This window comes from Mesorhizobium sp. KR2-14, from assembly GCF_040049255.1.
Lineage (GTDB): Bacteria > Pseudomonadota > Alphaproteobacteria > Rhizobiales > Rhizobiaceae > Pseudaminobacter.
The window spans coordinates 859410-877903 of record NZ_JBDZDR010000001.1 but is presented as its reverse complement, the minus strand read 5'-3'; the positions used below and the strand labels follow the sequence as shown (position 1 = coordinate 877903).

General features: G+C 65.6%; 21 protein-coding genes. 7 read left to right on the top strand and 14 right to left on the bottom strand.

Going from position 1 to position 18494, the window contains the following annotated elements; translation table 11 throughout:
* Positions 1 to 3: 3 nt before the first annotated feature.
* Genes ABLE86_RS04110 through ABLE86_RS04085 form a run of 6 tightly spaced genes read right to left on the bottom strand, consistent with a single transcriptional unit; the run spans position 4 to position 5091 of the window.
* The gene (locus tag ABLE86_RS04110) at positions 4 to 636 is read right to left on the bottom strand and encodes a hypothetical protein (protein ID WP_348777621.1); all 633 of its coding nucleotides are present in this window, start codon (positions 634 to 636) and stop codon (positions 4 to 6) included.
* Positions 636 to 1466 carry an ABC transporter permease gene (locus tag ABLE86_RS04105; protein ID WP_348777748.1) on the bottom strand — a complete coding sequence of 277 codons (831 nt, stop codon included), beginning with the start codon at positions 1464 to 1466 and terminating at the stop codon, positions 636 to 638. The genes ABLE86_RS04110 and ABLE86_RS04105 overlap by 1 nt, the downstream gene beginning before the upstream one ends.
* A 41-nt stretch (positions 1467 to 1507) precedes the next feature.
* The gene (locus ABLE86_RS04100) at positions 1508 to 2293 is read right to left on the bottom strand and encodes an ABC transporter ATP-binding protein (RefSeq protein WP_348777620.1); all 786 of its coding nucleotides are present in this window, start codon (positions 2291 to 2293) and stop codon (positions 1508 to 1510) included.
* A gap of 58 nt (positions 2294 to 2351) precedes the next feature.
* Positions 2352 to 2813 (bottom strand): hypothetical protein, encoded by a 462-nt coding sequence (locus tag ABLE86_RS04095; RefSeq protein WP_348777619.1) that lies wholly within the window; start codon positions 2811 to 2813, stop codon positions 2352 to 2354.
* Positions 2814 to 2841: 28 nt separating this feature from the next.
* Positions 2842 to 3816 (bottom strand): YVTN family beta-propeller repeat protein, encoded by a 975-nt coding sequence (locus tag ABLE86_RS04090; RefSeq protein ID WP_348777618.1) that lies wholly within the window; start codon positions 3814 to 3816, stop codon positions 2842 to 2844.
* 36 nt (positions 3817 to 3852) lie between these two features.
* Positions 3853 to 5091 carry an ABC transporter substrate-binding protein gene (locus ABLE86_RS04085; RefSeq protein ID WP_348777617.1) on the bottom strand — a complete coding sequence of 413 codons (1239 nt, stop codon included), beginning with the start codon at positions 5089 to 5091 and terminating at the stop codon, positions 3853 to 3855.
* Between the two features lie 65 nt (positions 5092 to 5156).
* Between ABLE86_RS04085 and ABLE86_RS04080 the strand changes: the two genes are divergently transcribed.
* The 6 genes from ABLE86_RS04080 (at position 5157) to ABLE86_RS04055 (ending at position 9898) form a co-directional block, all read left to right on the top strand.
* Entirely contained in the window at positions 5157 to 5381 is a 225-nt protein-coding gene (locus ABLE86_RS04080) for a hypothetical protein (protein ID WP_348777616.1), read from the top strand.
* 127 nt (positions 5382 to 5508) lie between these two features.
* Positions 5509 to 6702, top strand: a complete 1194-nt coding sequence (locus ABLE86_RS04075) for a (5-formylfuran-3-yl)methyl phosphate synthase (protein ID WP_348777615.1) — start codon at positions 5509 to 5511, stop codon at positions 6700 to 6702.
* Positions 6699 to 7334: a dihydroneopterin aldolase gene (locus ABLE86_RS04070; RefSeq protein WP_348777614.1), complete on the top strand. Its 636-nt coding sequence runs from the start codon at positions 6699 to 6701 to the stop codon at positions 7332 to 7334. Before ABLE86_RS04075 ends, ABLE86_RS04070 begins: the two co-directional genes overlap by 4 nt.
* Before the next feature lie 2 nt (positions 7335 to 7336).
* Entirely contained in the window at positions 7337 to 7888 is a 552-nt protein-coding gene (locus tag ABLE86_RS04065) for a flavoprotein (RefSeq protein WP_348777613.1), read from the top strand.
* Positions 7881 to 9278, top strand: coding sequence for a DUF6513 domain-containing protein (locus ABLE86_RS04060; RefSeq protein ID WP_348777612.1), 1398 nt, complete (start codon positions 7881 to 7883; stop codon positions 9276 to 9278). Before ABLE86_RS04065 ends, ABLE86_RS04060 begins: the two co-directional genes overlap by 8 nt.
* Positions 9278 to 9898, top strand: coding sequence for a DUF447 domain-containing protein (locus ABLE86_RS04055; RefSeq protein WP_348777611.1), 621 nt, complete (start codon positions 9278 to 9280; stop codon positions 9896 to 9898). The genes ABLE86_RS04060 and ABLE86_RS04055 overlap by 1 nt, the downstream gene beginning before the upstream one ends.
* A 71-nt stretch (positions 9899 to 9969) precedes the next feature.
* Here ABLE86_RS04055 and ABLE86_RS04050 read toward each other — a convergent pair whose 3' ends face one another.
* Positions 9970 to 11010, bottom strand: a complete 1041-nt coding sequence (locus ABLE86_RS04050; protein ID WP_348777610.1) for a hydantoinase/oxoprolinase family protein — start codon at positions 11008 to 11010, stop codon at positions 9970 to 9972.
* A 45-nt stretch (positions 11011 to 11055) separates the two neighbouring features.
* On the opposite strand from ABLE86_RS04050, the gene ABLE86_RS04045 reads away from it, so the two are divergent.
* On the top strand, positions 11056 to 11766 hold the full coding sequence (locus ABLE86_RS04045; protein WP_348777609.1) for a HisA/HisF-related TIM barrel protein: 711 nt from the start codon (positions 11056 to 11058) through the stop codon (positions 11764 to 11766).
* A 214-nt stretch (positions 11767 to 11980) separates the two neighbouring features.
* On the opposite strand, the gene fae is transcribed toward ABLE86_RS04045, so the two are convergent.
* The 7 genes from fae to ABLE86_RS04010 form a co-directional block, all read right to left on the bottom strand.
* Positions 11981 to 12490 (bottom strand): formaldehyde-activating enzyme, encoded by a 510-nt coding sequence (fae, locus tag ABLE86_RS04040; RefSeq protein WP_348777608.1) that lies wholly within the window; start codon positions 12488 to 12490, stop codon positions 11981 to 11983.
* A gap of 186 nt (positions 12491 to 12676) precedes the next feature.
* Entirely contained in the window at positions 12677 to 13522 is an 846-nt protein-coding gene (locus tag ABLE86_RS04035) for a triphosphoribosyl-dephospho-CoA synthase (RefSeq protein ID WP_348777607.1), read from the bottom strand.
* Complete coding sequence (locus tag ABLE86_RS04030) at positions 13519 to 14469, bottom strand: RimK family alpha-L-glutamate ligase (protein WP_348777606.1); 951 nt, start codon at positions 14467 to 14469, stop codon at positions 13519 to 13521. Before ABLE86_RS04030 ends, ABLE86_RS04035 begins: the two co-directional genes overlap by 4 nt.
* 4 nt (positions 14470 to 14473) lie before the next feature.
* Positions 14474 to 15430: a methenyltetrahydromethanopterin cyclohydrolase gene (gene mch, locus ABLE86_RS04025; protein WP_348777605.1), complete on the bottom strand. Its 957-nt coding sequence runs from the start codon at positions 15428 to 15430 to the stop codon at positions 14474 to 14476.
* The gene (locus ABLE86_RS04020) at positions 15427 to 16455 is read right to left on the bottom strand and encodes an ATP-grasp domain-containing protein (protein ID WP_348777604.1); all 1029 of its coding nucleotides are present in this window, start codon (positions 16453 to 16455) and stop codon (positions 15427 to 15429) included. Before ABLE86_RS04020 ends, mch begins: the two co-directional genes overlap by 4 nt.
* Positions 16456 to 16537: 82 nt before the next feature.
* Positions 16538 to 17434: an NAD(P)-dependent methylenetetrahydromethanopterin dehydrogenase gene (locus ABLE86_RS04015; protein WP_348777603.1), complete on the bottom strand. Its 897-nt coding sequence runs from the start codon at positions 17432 to 17434 to the stop codon at positions 16538 to 16540.
* A 55-nt stretch (positions 17435 to 17489) separates the two neighbouring features.
* A complete protein-coding gene (locus tag ABLE86_RS04010) occupies positions 17490 to 18452 on the bottom strand; it encodes a beta-ribofuranosylaminobenzene 5'-phosphate synthase family protein (protein WP_348777602.1) in 963 nt (320 codons plus the stop codon).
* Positions 18453 to 18494 lie beyond the last annotated feature (42 nt).

The following is an 18494-nucleotide window of genomic DNA, read 5'->3' as shown; positions in this document are numbered from 1 at the left end:
GCGCTACTTCTTCGGTGCGAGGGTATCGGCGATGGTCTTTGAAAGCTGATAGAGCCGCTGCTCGATCAGCGTCGGCACCTCGCAAACATAGGTGAGCGACTTCACCCGCTCGTCGAAGACCCGCGTCTCCCAATTCAGCCGGTCAGTCAGTTGCGTCACCTGATTGGGGTCGGCATCGGGCTTGGCGGTCAGGTCGTCGAGTTCCGAGGCCTCCTTGCGCAGATCTGCGGCAACCTCGATCTGCTTGCGCGCATAGCGGGTTATGCCGCTCATGACGCGCGATCGTTCGGCGTTCATGTGGTCGAACAGGCCCTGTTCCAGCATGGTCATCGCGGGCACCAGCTTGTCCGGCGGCAGGCTGGCGGCGAAGTCCTTGATCTGCTGCTCTGCATCCGGCAATGGCAGCCGGCGGGCGGCGAGCTCGCGCACGCGTTTGGCAATGTCGGGATCGTTTTCCCAGCCCTTGGCCGTGTCCGGCAGTTCCGGCCCGTTCCAGATCTGGGCCAGCGACAGTTCGGGCACCTTGCGCTGCATGCATGGCCAGTCGGGTTCGGTGGTGGCGGCATTGGCAGGGTGGACGAGGGCGCATGCCAGCAGAATGCCGGCAAGGCTGCAGATCGGCAGCAAAGGTCTCATCAGGCGTTTCCTCCCGTATCCTGTTTACGGTTCATCAGGCCGCGCGACGGGTCGTAGGCGATGATGGCGCCGGCCAGGAACATCAAGGTGCACCCGACCACGACGGCGAGAGAGAACCAGTCGATCTGGCAATAGAGCGCAAAGCGGATCAGCTCGACCGTATAGGTGAAGGGGTTGAACAGGCAGATCTTGTAGAGGATGGGGCTCGACTGCTGCACGCGCCAGAGCGGATAGAGCGCCGGCGAGGCGAAATACATCGGGAAGATCACGAAGTTCATCACGCCGGAAAAGTTCTCGAGCTGCTTGATGAGCGACGACAGGAACATGCCGAGCGCGCACAGCATCAACCCCGCCAGGAACAGCGCCGGCAGCACGAAGAGATAGCCCAGCGGCGGCGCCTTGATGTCCCAGAACCAGGCCACGAACAGGAACACATAGACCTGGGCGATGGCGACGGCGACGCCGGCGAACAGCTTCGATACCAGCAGGTACCAGCGCGGGAAGGGGCTGACCAGCAGCGTGCGCATGTTGCCCATCTCGCGGTCGTAGACCATCGACAGCGACGACTGCATGCCGGAAAACAGCAGGATCATGCCGCAGAGGCCGGGCGTGATGTAGACCTCGTAGAGCACGTAGGTCTTGTAGGGCGGGATGATCGAGACGCCGAGCACCTGGCGGAAGCCGGCGGCGAAGATCAGCAGCCACACCAGCGGCCGGACCAGCGATGAAATGAAGCGCTCGCGCTGGTTCACGAAGCGCAGGCCCTCGCGCACCAATATGCCCTTCAGGCAGATCAGATATTGCCGCAGGCCCAGGCGTGGCGACCGCATCGGCACGGTGCCATGGTCGCTGGTGCGGGCAGGCAGGTCGCTCATGGCTGCATGTCCGTCATCTGCTGGTCGTCAAGGCCGCTGAGCCGCGCAAAGGCCTGGCGGATCGTCTTCATGCCCGCGGCGCGCACCACCTCCACGACGCCGCCGGCCGCGACGAGGCGGCCCTCGCGCAGCACCACGACATGATCGCTGTCCTCGACCTCGTCGATGAGATGCGTGGCCCACAGCACGCCGACGCCTTCGGTCGCCACAAGCTTGCGGATGGTGGCGAGGATGCCGGCGCGCGACTGGATGTCGAGCCCTACCGTCGCCTCGTCCAGCAACAGCAGGGGCGGGCGGTGAAGCATGGCACGCGCGATCTCGATGCGCCGCATCTGGCCGCCCGACAGGCTGCGCGCCTTGTCGTGCAGCCTGTCGCTCATGTCCACCTGCTGCAGCAGGGCCTCGATGCGCGCCCGTGCCTCGCGCCCGCCGATGCCGTGCAGCGAGGCATGATAGGCAAGGTTCTGGTAGACGCTGAGGTCGAGATCGAGCGTGCGTGCCTGGAAGACGATGCCGAGGCGTTTCAGTGCTTCGCCCGAGGCGCGGGCAACATCGTGCCCGAAGATGCGGATCGAGCCATCGCGCGTGTTGTAGAGGCGGCTGATCAACGAGAACAGCGTCGTCTTGCCGGCGCCGTTGAGGCCGAGCAGAACGGTAAAGGTGGCCGGCGCGATGGTGAAGGAGACGTCCGAGAGCGCCCGCTTGGAGCCGTAGGAATAGCTGACCGCGGCGACCTCGAGGGCCGCCACATTGCCATGTCCTTCGGTCTTCACATGCTGCAAGGCGGATCGCTCCTTTGCCTCCTGACCATACCGCCGCTTAGCTGGGGCCTCCATTGGCCTATTTGACGGTAATCGTGCCCTTCATGCCCTTGTCGGCCAGGTCAGGCACCGACCATGTGTAGGTGCCTGGCCGCACGGTGTTGAACTGGACCAGTATGGTGCCGGGGGAATCGAATTCCAGCCAGGCCGGCGCGCCGTTCATGTGGATTTCCAGTCCGTTGATGACGATCTGGTTCATCCAGACGTTACGGAACAGGTCGGTCACGAACTTGTATTCCAGTCCGGTGCCCGAGCTGATCTTCCAGCGATAGCCCTGTCCGGCAATGAGATCGAAGTCGTTCTGGTTGACGGCGAGGTTGTCTTCGGCCGTGCCCAGGATCAGTTCGGGCAGGTTCTGGCTGGCGCGTGTGGCCTTGGGCTGCTCGTCATCGTCGTCGGCCTCCTGCGCAACGGCATGGAGCGGCAGCAGGGCAGCACTGATTAATGCGGCAAAGGCAACACTGCGGTATTTCCTCATCATCGTCCTCTCCTCGCTCTTTCCAAAAATCTCACTGCGGCGACACCACCACGCCCCAGGGCAGGGCCCCGACGGTGACCGACTCGATCGGCTCGTCGCTAGCCACGTCGATGAAGGTGATGTCGTTTGAAATGCCGTTGGTGCTGATGATCATCTTCTGGTCGGGGGTGAAGGCGAGCTGCCAGACCCGCTGACCGACCAGCACATATTTCTCTACCTCGTAGGTTTGCGTGTTGATCACCGCCACGCGGTTGGCGGGCCCGAGCGCCACATAGGCCTTCTTGCCGTCGGCGGTGATGCGCACGCCCACCGGCTGGATCGCCTCCGAGCGCAAGCCCGGAATGGCGAAGGTGATCTTGTGCGTGACCTGGCGGGTGGCGTTGTCGATGACCGAGACGGTGCCGCCGATCTCGGCGCTGACCCAGACCTCGGATCCGTCCGGCTTGTACTGGGCGAAGCGGGGCCTTGTGTCCACCAGGACATTGTCGGTGATCTCGTGGGTCTGCGTGTCGATGAAATGGGCCATGCTCGTCGTTTCCGACGTGTTGACCAGCGTCTTGCCATCCGGGCTGATGCCCATGCCCTCCGGCTCGACCCCGACGGGGATCTCGGCCACCACCCTTTTCGTCTCAAGGTCGATGACGGTGACTAGATTGTCGTTCTCGTTGGCGACATAGAGGATCTTGCCGTCGGGCGAGAGCGTGAAAAGTTCCGGGTCGGGGCCTGAGGGAAGGGTGCCGACGATCTGGTACGTGGCCGTGTCGATTATCTGGATCGTGTCGTCGTCGCTTGCGCACAGATAGATGAACTTGCCATCGGGCGAGATGGTGATGCCGCGCGGGCGCTGCCCCACAGGCACTGACTTGACCACCTTCATCGTCGTCGAATCGACGACGGTCATGGTGTTGTCCTTCTCGTTGGAGACGTAGACCATGTAGGCCGATGCCGGCGTGGCCAGGAACGTGGCGGCGAGCGCCGCGGCCGCGAGTGACAATTTTCCACGCATCCAGTGCACCCTCCCGGTTTGTTTTCGTTCACGTTCCTATTTCTTGAACACGCATTTCGTTTCAGGCTGGTCGACGCCGAGCGTGTCGAGTTCCGAGACCTGGTGCAGGAACCCCTCCTGCGGCGAGGTGGAGACGACGGCCTTGGCATCGCCCAGGAAGATCGGCTGGCGCAATTGCAGGTTCCAAGGGCGGAAGGTGAGCTTCTGGCCCTTGAAGGCGGCGATCGAGAACTTGTCGCTGTGGAGATAGTCGCTGATCTTGCCTGGATCGCCGCTGTTGGTGCGCGTGGCCGCCTCGCCGACCGAGCGCACCGCGGTCCAGGCGTTCATGTCCTTGGACAGCATGTGGCGGCCGGCGTTCTTGTCGAAGCGGGTCTGAAGCTGCGAGCCGCCCCACTGCTCGCTAGCCGGGTGCCAGGAGGACGGCATGAGCCCGGCGGTGCCGGCCACCACGCGCGGCAGCCAGGTGCGATAGGGCACATAGGTGCCGAATACCTCGCTCTCGTCGGCCACCAGCACGGCGTCGTGGTCGGGAAAGTCCTGGGTGAACACCGGCATCTGCTGCTGTATCTGGATGACGCCCGTGTCGGTGCGGCGCGCAGTGCCGGTGTCCTTGAACTCCTTCTCAGCCAGAAGCTTGGCGCCGAAGCGCGTTGCCGAGCGGCGCAGGGCGTCGGCGAACAGTTGATCGTTCTCGTGCGAGCCGTAGATGAGCACCCAGCGCGGCCACTGCTTCCAGATCAGGTACTGGGCCAGCGCGTCGGCCAGCATGCTGCGCGTCGGCGCGATGTGGAAGACATTGGCCCGGCATTCCTCCTCGCGCAGGATGTCGTCGGGGGCGCCGATGTTGAAGATCAGCACGCCCTTGTCGCGCGCAATATCCGCGATCGACAGCAACTGCTTTGCCGAAAGGTCTGCAAGCACGTAGCGATCGCCCTTGGCGACCAGTTCGTTGAAGGCGCCGACGGCATCCGCACCGGGCTTGATCTCGGCGATGTCGAGCTCGAACTTCTGCTTGAGGAAGGAGCCGGTGGTGTTGTTGTCGCCGATGCCGAGCCTGGCCCCGGCAATGCCCTCATCCGGTGGCGGAATGTCGAGAACCGACAGTGCCAGCTGCGGCTGGTAGGCGCGCAGGTAGCCGATGCGTATTTCTGTCGTCTGCTGCGGCGCCTTGGCTGAATTTGTCTGGGCTTGCGCGAGAGCGGGCAAGACGTTGACGGCCGCCCAAAAAAGAACGATGAAGACCCGCAGAGAGTTCGGCACCATACTCTTCATAGTGACTCGCCCGTTGTCATCCGGCCAAAGACCGGAAGAAAGTGCTGCCATAGTTCGGTGCCGAAATGAACTTAGCCCATGGTCCAATATTGTCAAAGGCCGGCAGCCGCGATTTCATCGCGGCCGACATAGTTCATGTCGCAATTTCTCATGTTTCAGGACGGATCGAGGGGGCCGCGCGCAAAACGGACCTCGTAAACCGCTTTGTCAGCTTTGCCGCCTTGCCGGGACGGACTATGCTGGCATTGAAACGTGGAAAAGCTCGCAAAGCCGACGCCAAACCCGAATGACCGCGCGGAGGAAAGCGCTATATCGAGGCCGGTGATGCACGGCCAGACGAACGGTCCGGCGCCTCGCCGGCGACCCAGCCCGCCCTTACTGCAAACATACCGGCCTTGCGCCTAAGGAACTGATGAAATGACGAAAATGCTGGCGAGCGTGAACGGCGTCGAGGAGGCGGAGATCGCCCTTGCGGGCGGCGCCGACATAATCGACCTGAAGGACCCGAACGCCGGGGCGCTGGGCGCTGCGCCCATCGAGGTCATTCGACAGACCGTCGCTGCCGTCGGCGGCAGGCAGCCGGTCAGCGCCGTCGCCGGTGACCTGCCGATGCAGCCGGACCTCATTCGCGCCAAGGCAGAAGAGATCGCCGCCACCGGCGTCGACTATGTCAAGGTCGGCTTCTTCCCGTCGGCCGATGCCGCCGCCTGCGCCGAGGCTCTGGCTCCGCTTGCCGGACGGACCAAGCTGATCGGCGTTCTGTTCGCCGACCTCGAGCCCGACCTTGGCCTTCTGCCGGTGATGGCCCGCAATGGGCTGCACGGAGCCATGCTCGACACGGCCAGGAAGGACGGACGCCGCCTGCTGGATCACATGCCGCCAGCCATGCTGCACGGCTTTGTGGATGACTGCCGCGCGCTCGGCCTGGCGGTCGGCCTTGCCGGCTCGCTGGAGGCACCGGACATTCCGCGCCTGCTGCCGATGGCACCGGATTTTCTCGGCTTTCGCGGCGCGCTTTGCGACCAATCGGAACGCACCGGCGCCATCCACCCCGAGGCTGTGCGTCAGGTCCGCGCCCTCATTCCCGACGCGCGCCCGGCCGGCACGGCCGCCAGCGTCGACTACAGGCTGCTCGCCGCGCGCGGCTATTCGCCCGGCGCAGCCGATGCCGCACTCGGCACCGACAAGATCTTCGTGCGCGAATTCGTGCTGCCGGTGCAGATCGGCGCCTACAGTTTCGAGCATGGCCACACCCAGAAGGTGCGCTTCGACGTCGTGGCCGACGTGCTGCGCGTGACGCACGCACCGGAAGACATGCGCCACGTCTTTTCCTACGACATCATCATGGATGGCATCCGCACCATCGTCGCGCGCGGCCATGTGCAGCTCAGCGAAGCTCTGGCCGAGCAGGTGGCGGCCCTGGTGCTTGAGGACCCGCGCGTCATGAAGGTGACAGTGCGGGTGGAGAAGCTCGAACTCGGGCCTGGCGGCGTCGGCGTCGAGATCGAGCGCAGGCGGGCGAGCGAGCGGGCGCTGCATTTGCGCCACGGCGCGGCTGCGGGCGAAGGCGGTTTCGCGGCCGGCGGCGGCCAGAAGGGCTCGTCTTCATGAGGCGCATTGTCGTCAAGCTTGGCGGCAGCACGGCCTATCATGCCGAAATGCGGGAATGGGTCGAAATACTGGCCAAGGCGGCCGCACCGCTGGTCGTAGTGCCGGGCGGCGGTCCCTTCGCCGACCGCGTGCGCGAAGCGCAGGCGCAGATGGGCTTCTCCGACGCCTCCGCCCACTTCATGGCGATCCTGGCCATGGAGCAGATGGGGCTGGCCCTGCTCGACATGAGCGAACGGTTTTCGCCGGCACGCACGGTCGGGGAGATCGATGCGGCGCTGGAGCATGGGAAGGTGCCTGTCTGGCTGCCCTCGCAGATGTGCCAGACAGCGGCCGACATCGCGCAGTCGTGGGACGTTACATCGGATTCGCTGGCGGCCTGGCTTGCAGGCCGCATCCATGCCGAAGCGCTGCTGCTGATCAAGCAGACCGACGCCTTCGATGCGGAAGAGGATGTAGAGGGGCTCGCGACTGCGGGCCTGGTCGATCCGATGTTGTCTTCCATGCTGCGCCCGGAGACAGGCCTTTACCTGGCCGGGCCGGGGGCGCTTGCAACGGCGCCCCAGCGTCTTACCGCAGGCGATGTGCCGGGAAGGGAGTTTGCCGCGCGCGCGGCGCAGAGGGGGGCGGCATAGGCATGGCCAAGCTGCAGACACCACGCTGGGCCTGGGTGCTGACCGGTTCCGGCCATTTCTTCACGGAAAGCTTTGAACTGATCCACCAGCTCGAGCATTGCGACATCTTCGTCACCAAGGCGGCGGACGAAGTGCTGCGCATGTACAAGCTCAAGCTCGACTTTCCTAAGTCGATGCGGGTGATCCACGACAAGACGGCCAGTGCCATACCCGTCGGCGGCTTTTACCACGGCGTCTACCACACGGTGGTGATTGCGCCCGCTTCCTCGAATACGGTTGCGAAGTGCGTGCTCGGCATCTCCGACACTATCGCCACCAATGTCTATGCGCAGGCCGGCAAGTGTCGCGTGCCGTCGATCGTATTTGCCTGCGACACCGCGCCGGAGCTGGAGACCATGGCGCCGCATGGCATGGTCAAGGTCTATCCACGTCCTATCGATCTCGAACACACCGAGCGGCTGAAGAACTTCCACTACACCACGGTGGTGGAATCGCTTGCCGGGCTGAAGGCAGCGGTGGCCGCCCGCCGAACAGAGCTGGAAGGCCATGGCTGAGCGGCTCGTCTTCCTCACCGGCCATCTTGCCAAGGCGCGGCTGGAGCGGCTTCTGGCCGGGCTGGGGGAGACCGAGTTTTCCTGGGAGATCATCGACATCGGCGTGAAGGTTGCGGCGCTGATGACGGAGGAGATCATCAAGCGCCGGCTGAACATGCCGGAAGGGGCCGATCGCGTCATCGTGCCCGGCCGCTATCGGGGCGACCTCGACCGGCTGTCGGCACATTTCAATGTGCCCTTCGTGCGCGGCCCGGACGAAATTGCGGACCTGCCTGCTTTTCTCGGCCGCGCAGGCGAGCCGCCGGACCTTTCGCGCCACGACATGCGCATCTTCGCCGAGATCGTGGATGCGCCGATGCTTTCGGTGGCCGGCCTGCTGGCGCGGGCGCGCGTGCTGGTCGAGGCCGGTGCCGACGTGGTCGATCTCGGCTGCCTGCCCGAGACGCCGTTCCCGCTGCTGGGCGAGGCAGTGCGCGCGCTGAAGGCTGAGGGCATTTCGGTCAGCGTCGATTCAGCCAATTTCGAGGAGCTGAAGACAGGGGCGGAAGCCGGTGCCGACTATCTGCTCAGCCTCAATGAGGAGACGCTGCCGCTCGCTTTCGACCATCCGGCGGTTCCGGTGCTGATCCCTTCAGTTCCCGGTGATCTGGATTCGCTCGGCCGCGCCATAGAGGCGGCGCATAAAGCCGGCATCGCATTCATCGCCGACCCGGTTCTCGATCCGATTCATTTCGGCTTCGCGGCCTCGCTCGGCCGCTTCATCGAGGCGCGGCGGCGCTGGCCCGACGTCGAGCTTCTGATGGGCACCGGCAACCTGACCGAACTGACCGATGCGGATACTTCCGGCATCACGGCCATTCTGGCAGGCCTGTGCTCGGAGCTCGGCGTGCGCAATGTGCTGGTCGTGCATGTCAGCCCCCACACGGTTCGCACCGTGGAGGAGCACGACCTCGCTCGCCGCATCCTCTTTGCCGCCCGCGCGGATGGGGCGCTGCCGCGCGACTACCACCCCGGACTGCTGCAGGTCCACGACCGCAAGCCCTATGTAGCGACCCTGGAAGACATAGAGGCTCTTGCCGCCAGCGTGCGCGACGCCAATTTCCGCATCATGACCGCGGAGGACGGCATCCACATCTTCAACAGCAAGGGCCATGCCGTGGCGACGGATGCCTTCGAGCTGTTTGCCGGGCTCGGCGTGGAAAACGACGGCGCGCACGCCTTCTATCTGGGCGCCGAGCTGATGAAGGCCGAGATCGCCTGGCGCCTGGGCAAGCGCTACGCGCAGGACGAGCCGCTGGCCTGGGGCGTGGCCGCACCCGCGCCGGAGGCCGATCGCACGCGCCTGGCCGAAGCCGGCCATACGCTGCGCGCGAAAAAGGGGGATAAGTGATGCCTTACATTCGCGAGACCATCATCACCACGGTGAACAAGAGCGGAAAGGTGCATATCGCGCCGCTCGGCATCATCGAGGAGAAGGATGGCTGGATCGTCGCGCCGTTCCGGCCGTCGATCACGCTCGACAACCTGGCGCAGGTGCCGTTTGCGGTCGCCAACTACACCGACGACGCGCGCATCTTCGCCGGCTGCCTGACCGGGCGCAAGGACTGGGCGACGGTGCCGCTGGGAGAATATCCGGTTCCGCGTCTAGAAGCGGCGCTGGCGCATTCCGTGCTCGAAGTGGTGGATGTCGAGGACGACGGCGTGCGCCCGCGCCATTTCTGCCGCGTGGTGGCGGAGGAAATGCATGCGCCCTTCACTGGCCTCAACCGCGCCAAGGCGGCCGTGCTGGAACTGGCCATCCTGGTGAGCCGGCTGGGCATGCTGCCGCGCGAGAAGATCGAAACCGAGATCGCCTATCTCGCAATCGGCATCGAAAAGACCGCCGGCCCGGCCGAGAAGGAGGCCTGGGGCTGGCTGATGGAAAAGGTGACCGATCATTTCTCCGCGCTAGACGCCAAAGGGCGAGATGTGCAGGAACGGCCTGAGGGGCCCCTTCCTCCCGAGAATTGATATTTTGAATCGGAAGTCAGTCCGAACTGTCTGGCGGCGCTGACTTTTTCAGATCCGCCGGTTGGCGGGATTCAGTCCATATCCTGCGCCAGCAGCGCCAAGGCCGCGGCCGGGGCGGCACTGCTCGCCTCGCTACGGGCGTCGTCGCTGGCTGCGATCAGGTCGGCGAAGTCGACGAAGGGCCGTTCCATCCGCGCGGCCAGCCGCCTAATCTGCCAGCGGCCGATGCCGGCGCCGACGACCGGAGCGGCGCTGTCACCCGCCAGCCTGCCTGCCACGCGGAACGCGGCGTCGTGCACGGTGCGCAACTGCTGCTCGCTGAACCAGCGTGCAAGCTCCCGCCACTCCGGCGGCGTGAGATCGGAGGCGTCTCGCCCCACCATGCGGGCAAGGCGCGCAATGGAGCCCGCCACGGTCTTGGCCTGGCCGTCGGCGGCGGGTTGCTTGTCGTCATTCTCGTCGAGCACACTGAGGATGCGGTGCACGTCGGCGATTGAGGCGAAGTACTCGTTCATCAAGGGCGACATCGCTCCCTTGACCGGCGCGGCGGAGGCGATGCCGATGAGGGCGCTGCGGGTGAAGCCGGTATAGACGAGCTCGCCTGTGGCGAGCCGCTCGGCGTCGGTGTAGCCGTCATGCACGACCCGGCCTCCTTGCGTGACGAGGAGATCGGTGGTGGTCGAGCCCATGTCGACAAACAGCGTGTCACCGGCATGCTTGGCGACGAAGGCCGCACTCGCGTGCCAGTTGGCAGAGGCGACATCGGCGGCGAGCGCGGTCGCCTTGTCGGGCGCCACGAAGCCCGAGCGGCCGGCATAGATCAGCGACTTGCCCGGAAAATGCTCGGTGACGATGCTCAGGAGCGAGGCGATGCCGGCTTCGCGCGAGGGAAAAATGTCGGAAAGCTCGCCAGTCATGGTGAAGACGTTGAGGCGACTGCCGGCAAAAAGGCGCCGTGCCGCGCGCGCGGCATCGATGAGCCGGTCGAGCCCGAGCCAGATCGGCGTCGCCAGCGTCAGCGCCTCGACGATGCGGCCATCCTCCGCGCGGGCGATCTTCAGATGCGCGCCGCCGATGTCGCAGCCGACCACGATGTTCTTTTCTTTGCTCACGCTTCAAGCTTTCATAGGTAGGAATTGCGGAACCAGGGGTTGCAGATGCGTATCATTCCCGTGCTCGATCTGAAAGGCGGCCAGGTCGTGCGGGCCGAGCAGGGTCGGCGCGACCGCTACCGGCCGATCGTCACGCCGCTCAGCGCCAGCGCGGATGCGGTGGCCGTGGCCGAAGGGCTACGGCGGCTCCATCCATTCCCGACCCTCTATGTCGCCGACCTCGACGCCATCGAGGGGCGGGGACCGAACAGCGAGACGCTGGCGCGGCTGGCCGGTATGCGCGATGCGCCCGAACTATGGGCGGATGCCGGATATGCCGATGCGGCCAGTCTCGAAGCCGCGCTCGAAACCCCGGCGCTGTGCCCGGTGCTGGGTTCGGAGTCGCAGGCCGATACGGAACTGCTGCGCCGTTTCGGCAGACATCCAGACCTCATCCTGTCGCTGGATTTCTTCGCCGACGGTTTTCGCGGGCCGGCCAACCTGCTGGAGGACCCGGACCCGTGGCCGCAGCGGGTGATCGTGATGACGCTGGCCAAGGTGGGCTCGGGGGCAGGGCCCGACTTCGAGCGGTTGCGCGAAATCAAAGCCCGGGCCGGTGCCCGCGCGGTCATCGCCGCCGGCGGCGTGCGCAACGAGGCGGACCTGCGCGAACTCGCGCGCCTCGGCATCGCCGCCGCTCTGGTAGCGACCTCGCTGCATGACGGCACGCTGACGCCGGCACAGATCGCGACGCTTGCAGAGACGCCGAACGCATAAGCCACCCCGCTGCCGGGCGGGGCCACCGCCGGCAGCAAGACACACCCTCTCTGCCGCTCGCCTTTCGCGGGCGAGCGGACCGATATGGCCAACCTCCCGAAGAATCAGCGCGATGCTTCGGAAAGGAGCGTCAGAAACCCAGCATCTTCATCAACCGGCGCAACAGACCATCCGGCTCTGCAGAGGGTTTTATCTGTGCGGGGCTGTCTCTTGTCTATGAGGCTCCGAAGGGGTGCTTGACCGAGTCGCGCTTGGCGGTTGCCTCGGCTGCCGTCGGCGTGCCTTCGACCGCGCGCTGGATGGCTTCCTTCACAGCCTGGTAGTTGAATTGCTGAATCTTGGCGTCGTCGCTGGCTTCCCAGTGGATGAAGACGCCGACGCAGATGAAGACGTCGTCGGCTTCCTCGGCCGGGATGATGCCTTCGGCGACGCTGTCCTGGACTGCCTTCGCCACGGCGAACTGGGCGGGACCGAACATCTGCACCGCCTGCTTGGCGCCCTTGATCGTGACCTTGTTGAAGAGGACGGTGTTGGGCTTGCAGGGAAGGTTGGGCGTAAGCACTGCCAGAAGCGTGGTGAAGCCGTCCTTGTTGTTGGTGAGCGCGTGACAGAACGCGGATTCGACCGGGCTCCCACGCGGGCCGATAAGCAAATCGACGTGCGCCACCTCGTTGCCGTCGCCGACCAGCGACTCACCGACCATGACCTTATTGATCTTTGCCATGCCAATTCTCCTCCAAGACACAATTTGGGTGCCAAGACACAATCATGGTGCCCATGGATGCCGCTCACGAGCGGGCGCCCGATGGACAGCTATCCTTGTTGGCAGCGTCCGGAAAACCGGACCGGTTGGCTAGATAGCCGCGAAAGCCCTGCTTCCGCTGCGGAAATTCAAACATCAACCCGGCGATTACGCAAGGTGAGCCCCCAGATTGTGGACTAAAAGACAAGCAACGGTGAGGTCGGCCGAGGTGCCGGGATTGATGTCTGCGGCCTTGAGCCGGGCATCGAAAGCCAAAAGTACTTCGATGCGCGCATTTTCGTCGCTTGCGGCCTCAAAGCTACGCCGAACGGATGAGGCCTCGGCGCGCACAGCCTCGGCGATCCCGGCCCCGTGCTTGCGCAAAATATGGCTGTCGGGGAAGGCGGTCAGGAATTCCAGATAGGCATGCACGGCCGGCCACATGCCGCTCTCGCCACGCGCGACCGCCGCCTTGAGCGCCGGCAGGCCCGCTTCGAATATGTCGGCGAAGCCGGTCACATATTGGTGGGCGATGCGGTCGCGGTTCGAGGCCTCTTGCATGGCCTCGAGCAGCCCCGCCGTGGGGCGCTCATGCACATCGTGCCTGGGTGCCTCGCCCAGCCCGCCGGGCGAGGCGAGCACGATTGCCTCGAATACGGCTGCGGTGTCGTCGAGGTCGATGGCATCGAGCACCCGCCGCAGATTGGTGCGCAGGTCGGCGCCTTCCATTGCCGCCGCCTCGGCAAGGGGCGCGCAAAGCAGGACGATGCCGAGATTGGTGTTGGTGCCGACGGCATCGCGCGTGGCGCTCACCGCTTCGCGGATGCGCAGGCCGAGCGAAAGCTCGGGATCGGTGAGCGGCGCCGACGAGACCCGCGCGCTCGTCAGGAACTGCTCCGTCGTCATGCGGTGTCCGTCGGCGAAGCGGTGCACGTTGCCGGGCTTCAGCGCCTCGATCTCCTGGCGACAGGCGTCCTCATATGCGGCACGGATGATTTCGCGCGAAACCGTCATATGGGCACTGCCGCGCCTTCGGCCGCCGGCGCGTTTTCGACCAGCGTCAGCGTCGGGCGGCCATGCACGGCCTCCACCAGAGCTGCGGCAATGGCGTCGGCTATGCTGACCTGCGCCACCGATTGCAGGCCCGACCATGCCGGCATGCTGTTGACCTCAAGCACGAAGTGTCGCCCGTCTGCGTCGGCCACGATATCCACCCCGGCAAAGGCAGTGCCCACGGCCGCGGCCGAGGCCAGCGCCAGCGCTTCAAGCTCGGTGTCGGCTCCCGCGATGTGCTCGGGCGTGGCGCCGCGGTTGACGTTGGTGATCCAGTCCTCGCCGCGCCGCGCCATCATGGCCACCACCCGGCCGGCGCAGACGAAGACGCGATAGTCGCGAAAGGGCGGACCGGCGCGTGCGACATAGCGCTGGAGGTAGTAGACCCCGTTGATCTCCTCTTCGCCGGGCAGGTCGGCCATGTCGCGGATCAGCCGGATGCCGCGGCCCTGCGCGCCGAACAGCGGCTTCAGCACCAGGGGCCCCGATGCTGCCTCGCGGGTCACGACGGCCTGCGCCGCTGCCAGCCCTTCCACCGCGAAGGTAACCGGCGTTGGCAGGCCGGCCTGGTGAAGCAGGAAGGTGGTGGTCGACTTGTCGACGCAGTTTTCTATCGCCTTGGCCGGGTTCCACACCGGCACGCCGAGGCTGCCCAGGGCGTGCAGCACGCCGAGCCGGCGCGTGATCGCCTCGAACGAGCCGGCCGAGATCGAGCGTACCAGCACCGCGTCGGGCAGCGATCCGTCCTCGAAACCGGGAATGGCGAGGCCGGAGGGGCTTTCCGTGTCGAAGCCAACGGCCGAGAGCGAGGCGGTGACGGTTTCGCAGCCGCGCCGCTGGATGGCCGCAACGACGCTGCGGGACTGGGCGCCGGAATTGTCGTTGAGGACGAGTATCCTTGTCGCCACGCTTCTAGCCCAGACTCGTTTCCAGCATCGCAAGATCACGGCTGCCGGTGCGGAAAGTATCCCCGGTCTCGATTGCCGTCACGATCACCTCGGCCGGGCTGAACAGCAGCGGGTCGATGGCGTAGAAGTCGCCCTTGAAGTGCTTGAAGACCTCGGCAAAGGGGCGGCCATGGTCACGCGAGGCGCTGCTCGGCATGTTTTCGGCCAGGGCACGAGCATCGCTTGCCGAGCCGCGCACGAAAAGCTGCACCAGCCCGCCATAGATGATGGCATCGTTGGTGCGGCCCATCGCCGTCAGGAAATCCGGATGCGGCGCGGGAATGGGGGCGGCGCCGACGCCATCGACGATATTGTCGAGCGGGAACTTGAGATCGTTGGCCTTGTGCAAGGCGACCTCCAGCACTCGGCTGACGATCTGCACGCAGCCGGCGATGCTCTGCGTCGGCGCATAGATGAATGTAAGGTTTTCCGGGGCGAGCCCCGTGGCCGCAGCCACCTTTTCGACAACGGCCGCGGGCGGCGGCGTGGCGGTTTCCAGAACGATCACGCTCTGCGCTGCCTTTTCGCGGTAGGTAAGGGTGGAAAACAGCGGCTCGACATGCGCCAGAACGCGCACGGGGCCGGAACCCATGGCGAAATATTTGCCGCTGGAGAGGTTCCAGCCGGCATACTGGCTGGCAAGGCAGGCGAGCACCGGCTGCGAGGAGCGGACCTCGACATTGAGCGGCCATTTGCCGGCCGCGAAGTTCATGGCTGTCGAAAGCGTGCCCAATCCGCCCATCGTCGCCTCGGCCATGCGCAGGCCGGCCTCGATGCTGCCCAGCACATTGGCGCCGGCGTCGATCAGGCATTCGCCCAGCGGGCCGGTGGAGACCGAGACGCGCAGGCGCTCGGCATCGTCGACCATGCTTTGGGCGATGCGGGCGGCGTTGTCGTTGAGAAACGCGGAACCGTCTTTCATGGTCGGCCTCCATTCCAGTGGTGCTGCAGTGCTTGTTGGCGTTCGGCGAGGGTCCGTCGAGCGGCCTCGGCGCTGGGGCCGCGCGCGAAGATGGTGCAGACAGGGTCTCCCGCCTCCAGCACGGTGCCCGCCGACTGGCGGTCGGCGACCCATTCCGGCCAGGCGATGGCCGGGAAGCTGTCCACCGGCTGGTCGGCATAGGCGATGGTCGCGGCCATGCAATCCAAAAAGCGCGGCAGACGATAAGGCTCGCCGCGGCCTGCGCGAATGTGCGCCTCCATGAGCGGGGCGTCGTCGGCGTCGAATATGTCGAGCGTGGCGCCGGGGCGTGGGTTGATCTCCAGCAGATGGTAACCGTCGGCGTTGCGGATCAGGTCCGCGCTGCACAGGCCGACGAGGCCGGCACGGCGGGTGAGCGCGGTGAGCCAGCCGCCAATGATCGTCGCGTCCACGCGGTCGAAGCGGCACAGCCGCACCGCGCCGCCATAGCGGTAGGGCGCATCCGGGGCAGGCGACAGGAACTGCCGGCTGAAGCCGACAATGCGTGCGCTCTCGCCATCGCCCACGAACAGGGCCGAAACGCTCGCGCCGGCAATGCGCCGCTGGAAGTACCGGCCTGCCTGCGCCGCGTCGCCATTGGCGCGGCGGATGTGGGTTCCGCCGGCGCCGCCGTCGCGCTTGACCAGCCAGTGTTCAGGATCGGCAGGCGGTTCGCGCTGCAACGCCGGATGCGGGATGCCGAGTTCTTCGCAGTCGGCCGCAAAGGTTTCGGGGTCCTTCACGCGGCGGATCGCCTCGCCGCCACAGCCGGCAAGCGGAAAGCGCCGGGCGATGGCATCGATGAGATCGGGCTGGCGCTCGAAGCCGGAGCCGCAGACGACCGCGACCGGATGCTCCGTCCCTGCAAGCTCTGCCAGCGTCTCGACCGCTCGGCTCGCATTTATGCCATTGTGCAGGTCGCCCGGCAGCATGATGGCACGCTCCGCCAGCGCGCGCGTGTCATCGTCGCAGAACAGGTCGGCCACGAATGCGCGGTACCCGGCCCGCCGTGCCGCAGCGGCCAGTGCGCGGCCGGATATCGCCGCAATGAGAACGGCGGCCCCGGAACTATTTTGCGATCTCGCGGGCAAGGGAAAATGCGTCCTGAAAATCGAATGCGACCGCCTTATCGGCTTCTATCATCTTTTGGAACAGACCGAATTCGGTCTTGTACTTGACGCCGCCGATGGCCAACGGCCCGATGCCGACAGCCTTCGTCGCTTCGATCGGGTCGCCATTGGCGTTTACCGCCACGCCTTCGATGCCGGCCGGCGGAACCGCATTGACGTCGGCGGCGATGAGCAGGTCGCCGCCCGCGGCGAGCACGTCGCGCGAAAGCACCTGCACGCCGGCCTTGGCGGCCGACAGTACCACCTCGTTTGCGCTTACGGCTGCGGCCTTCTTGTCCTCGCTGGAGCCGTCCATTGGCGTGATCTCCACGCCGAAGCGGGCCTGCATGTCGCCCGCAATCTTGCGCACGCGCTCGATGCCGTCATGGCCGACGATTGTGACCTTGGCGCCTTCCCGCGCCGCGATAACCGCGGTGCAGAAGCCGACCACGCCGGTGGCGCCGAATACGGCGATACGCGTGTCCTTCAGGCTGCGCTCGAATTTGGTTGCGAGCAGCTTCTCGACCTTGGCCACCATGGCGGCGGCGGTGGTGAAGGAGCCGGCCGGATCGGCAAAGACCGAGATCTTGAAGGGCGGCACCATCGCCTTTTTGGCTACGTCGAACATGTCCAGCGCCAGCGGTGCATCCTTGCCGGCGATGAAAATGCCGGTGTCGACCCCGGCGTCCGGCGGGCGGGAGAAGATCGCGTCCTGGACAAGACCGGTGACCTCACCGAGGCTGACGTCGACATAGGGAACGACCGCATCGAAGCCGGCGTCGAGCGCCATGTTGACGTCGAAGGGGCTCATGTGCTTGAGCGGCGTGAGCATGTGCAGGATGTGTTTGCGAGCCATGACTGCCTTCCTGAGCTGGGAGTGAGGAGCCCGACCTGTCCGGGCGTCCATTGGTCTAGCTGCCGACGAGGTCCAGCGCCGACGTGCTTGTTCCGGCCCCCGCATTGCGGCCCCGCACGATCCTCGTTTCAATGCCTTCCGGCAGTGGGCCGGCTCTCTCGACGATCGAATGCACTTGCGCCGCGGGTGCAAAGGCGAAGCCCGTCGGTCCCCAGGAGCTCTGGCCTATGCCGACTGCACCGGCCTCTGCCAGCCTGTGCGCGACCGCTTCCACGCGCTTGCTGGTGAAGACACCGCCCTGAGCTGGCGCGAAATAGGCGCCGATGAGTGCCTGGATGGCGGTTATGGCCGCCCCGAACGCCGGCAGGTCGCGCTCGACCAGGGCAGGCATAACGCCCATCAGCACATGGCGGCAGATCTCGCCGGCGCTGGCGGCGGGGAAGGGCGGCAGCGCGCGGAAAGCCTCGATCTCGTCCGTTCCGTAGATGCCGTTCTTGCCGGCTTCCAGAACAAGTATAACGCGCCAGTCCTCGGGAAAGGGCAGGCGCGCGATCACTGGCGGCTGCTTGCCGCTGTCATCCTTGCCGGCATCGACGATGAGCCCGCCGCTCTCGAAGCTGGCGATGCCGATGCCGGAGCGCTCGCCTCGGCCAAGAAGAATCGCATCCGCAGCAGTATCCAGCGGCAACCGGTGCAGGGTGCGCAGCGCCGCCGCCACGGCAATGGCGATCTGCGTGCCCGAGCCCAGGCCGGCATGGGGCGGAATGGCACGCTCGATGACCAGCCGGTGCGGCGTGCGGATGCCGAGATGCTGCGAAAGCCGTTTCAGGTGTTCGGCGGCGCGTTCGGCATCAGGGCCTTCGGCGCTGGTCTCGCGGGCGTGCGACAGGGTGACGACCGTTTCCGGCTCGCTCAGCGGCAGGCCGAGGCTGCCGAAACGCCGCGCGGCGTCGCCGCTCAGGTCGAGGAACCCGAGATGCAGCCTTGCCGGCACTTTTATGGTTACGGAATTAGACATCTACCCTCATGTGGGTGCATCATGCATGCATCACAGCAGTTA

Excerpts from the sequence above, each read along its gene's own strand:
- ABLE86_RS04110 (WP_348777621.1), bottom strand. The coding sequence starts at position 636 with ATGAGACCTTTGCTGCCGATCTGCAGCCTTGCCGGCATTCTGCTGGCA.
- ABLE86_RS04105 (WP_348777748.1), bottom strand. The coding sequence starts at position 1,466 with ATGCGGTCGCCACGCCTGGGCCTGCGGCAATATCTGATCTGCCTGAAG.
- ABLE86_RS04095 (WP_348777619.1), bottom strand. The coding sequence starts at position 2,813 with ATGATGAGGAAATACCGCAGTGTTGCCTTTGCCGCATTAATCAGTGCT.
- ABLE86_RS04090 (WP_348777618.1), bottom strand. The coding sequence starts at position 3,816 with ATGCGTGGAAAATTGTCACTCGCGGCCGCGGCGCTCGCCGCCACGTTC.
- ABLE86_RS04085 (WP_348777617.1), bottom strand. The coding sequence starts at position 5,091 with ATGAAGAGTATGGTGCCGAACTCTCTGCGGGTCTTCATCGTTCTTTTT.
- ABLE86_RS04080 (WP_348777616.1), top strand. The coding sequence starts at position 5,157 with ATGAACTTAGCCCATGGTCCAATATTGTCAAAGGCCGGCAGCCGCGAT.
- ABLE86_RS04075 (WP_348777615.1), top strand. The coding sequence starts at position 5,509 with ATGACGAAAATGCTGGCGAGCGTGAACGGCGTCGAGGAGGCGGAGATC.
- ABLE86_RS04070 (WP_348777614.1), top strand. The coding sequence starts at position 6,699 with ATGAGGCGCATTGTCGTCAAGCTTGGCGGCAGCACGGCCTATCATGCC.
- ABLE86_RS04065 (WP_348777613.1), top strand. The coding sequence starts at position 7,337 with ATGGCCAAGCTGCAGACACCACGCTGGGCCTGGGTGCTGACCGGTTCC.
- ABLE86_RS04060 (WP_348777612.1), top strand. The coding sequence starts at position 7,881 with ATGGCTGAGCGGCTCGTCTTCCTCACCGGCCATCTTGCCAAGGCGCGG.
- ABLE86_RS04055 (WP_348777611.1), top strand. The coding sequence starts at position 9,278 with ATGCCTTACATTCGCGAGACCATCATCACCACGGTGAACAAGAGCGGA.
- ABLE86_RS04045 (WP_348777609.1), top strand. The coding sequence starts at position 11,056 with ATGCGTATCATTCCCGTGCTCGATCTGAAAGGCGGCCAGGTCGTGCGG.
- fae (WP_348777608.1), bottom strand. The coding sequence starts at position 12,490 with ATGGCAAAGATCAATAAGGTCATGGTCGGTGAGTCGCTGGTCGGCGAC.
- ABLE86_RS04035 (WP_348777607.1), bottom strand. The coding sequence starts at position 13,522 with ATGACGGTTTCGCGCGAAATCATCCGTGCCGCATATGAGGACGCCTGT.
- mch (WP_348777605.1), bottom strand. The coding sequence starts at position 15,430 with ATGAAAGACGGTTCCGCGTTTCTCAACGACAACGCCGCCCGCATCGCC.
- ABLE86_RS04015 (WP_348777603.1), bottom strand. The coding sequence starts at position 17,434 with ATGGCTCGCAAACACATCCTGCACATGCTCACGCCGCTCAAGCACATG.
- ABLE86_RS04010 (WP_348777602.1), bottom strand. The coding sequence starts at position 18,452 with ATGTCTAATTCCGTAACCATAAAAGTGCCGGCAAGGCTGCATCTCGGG.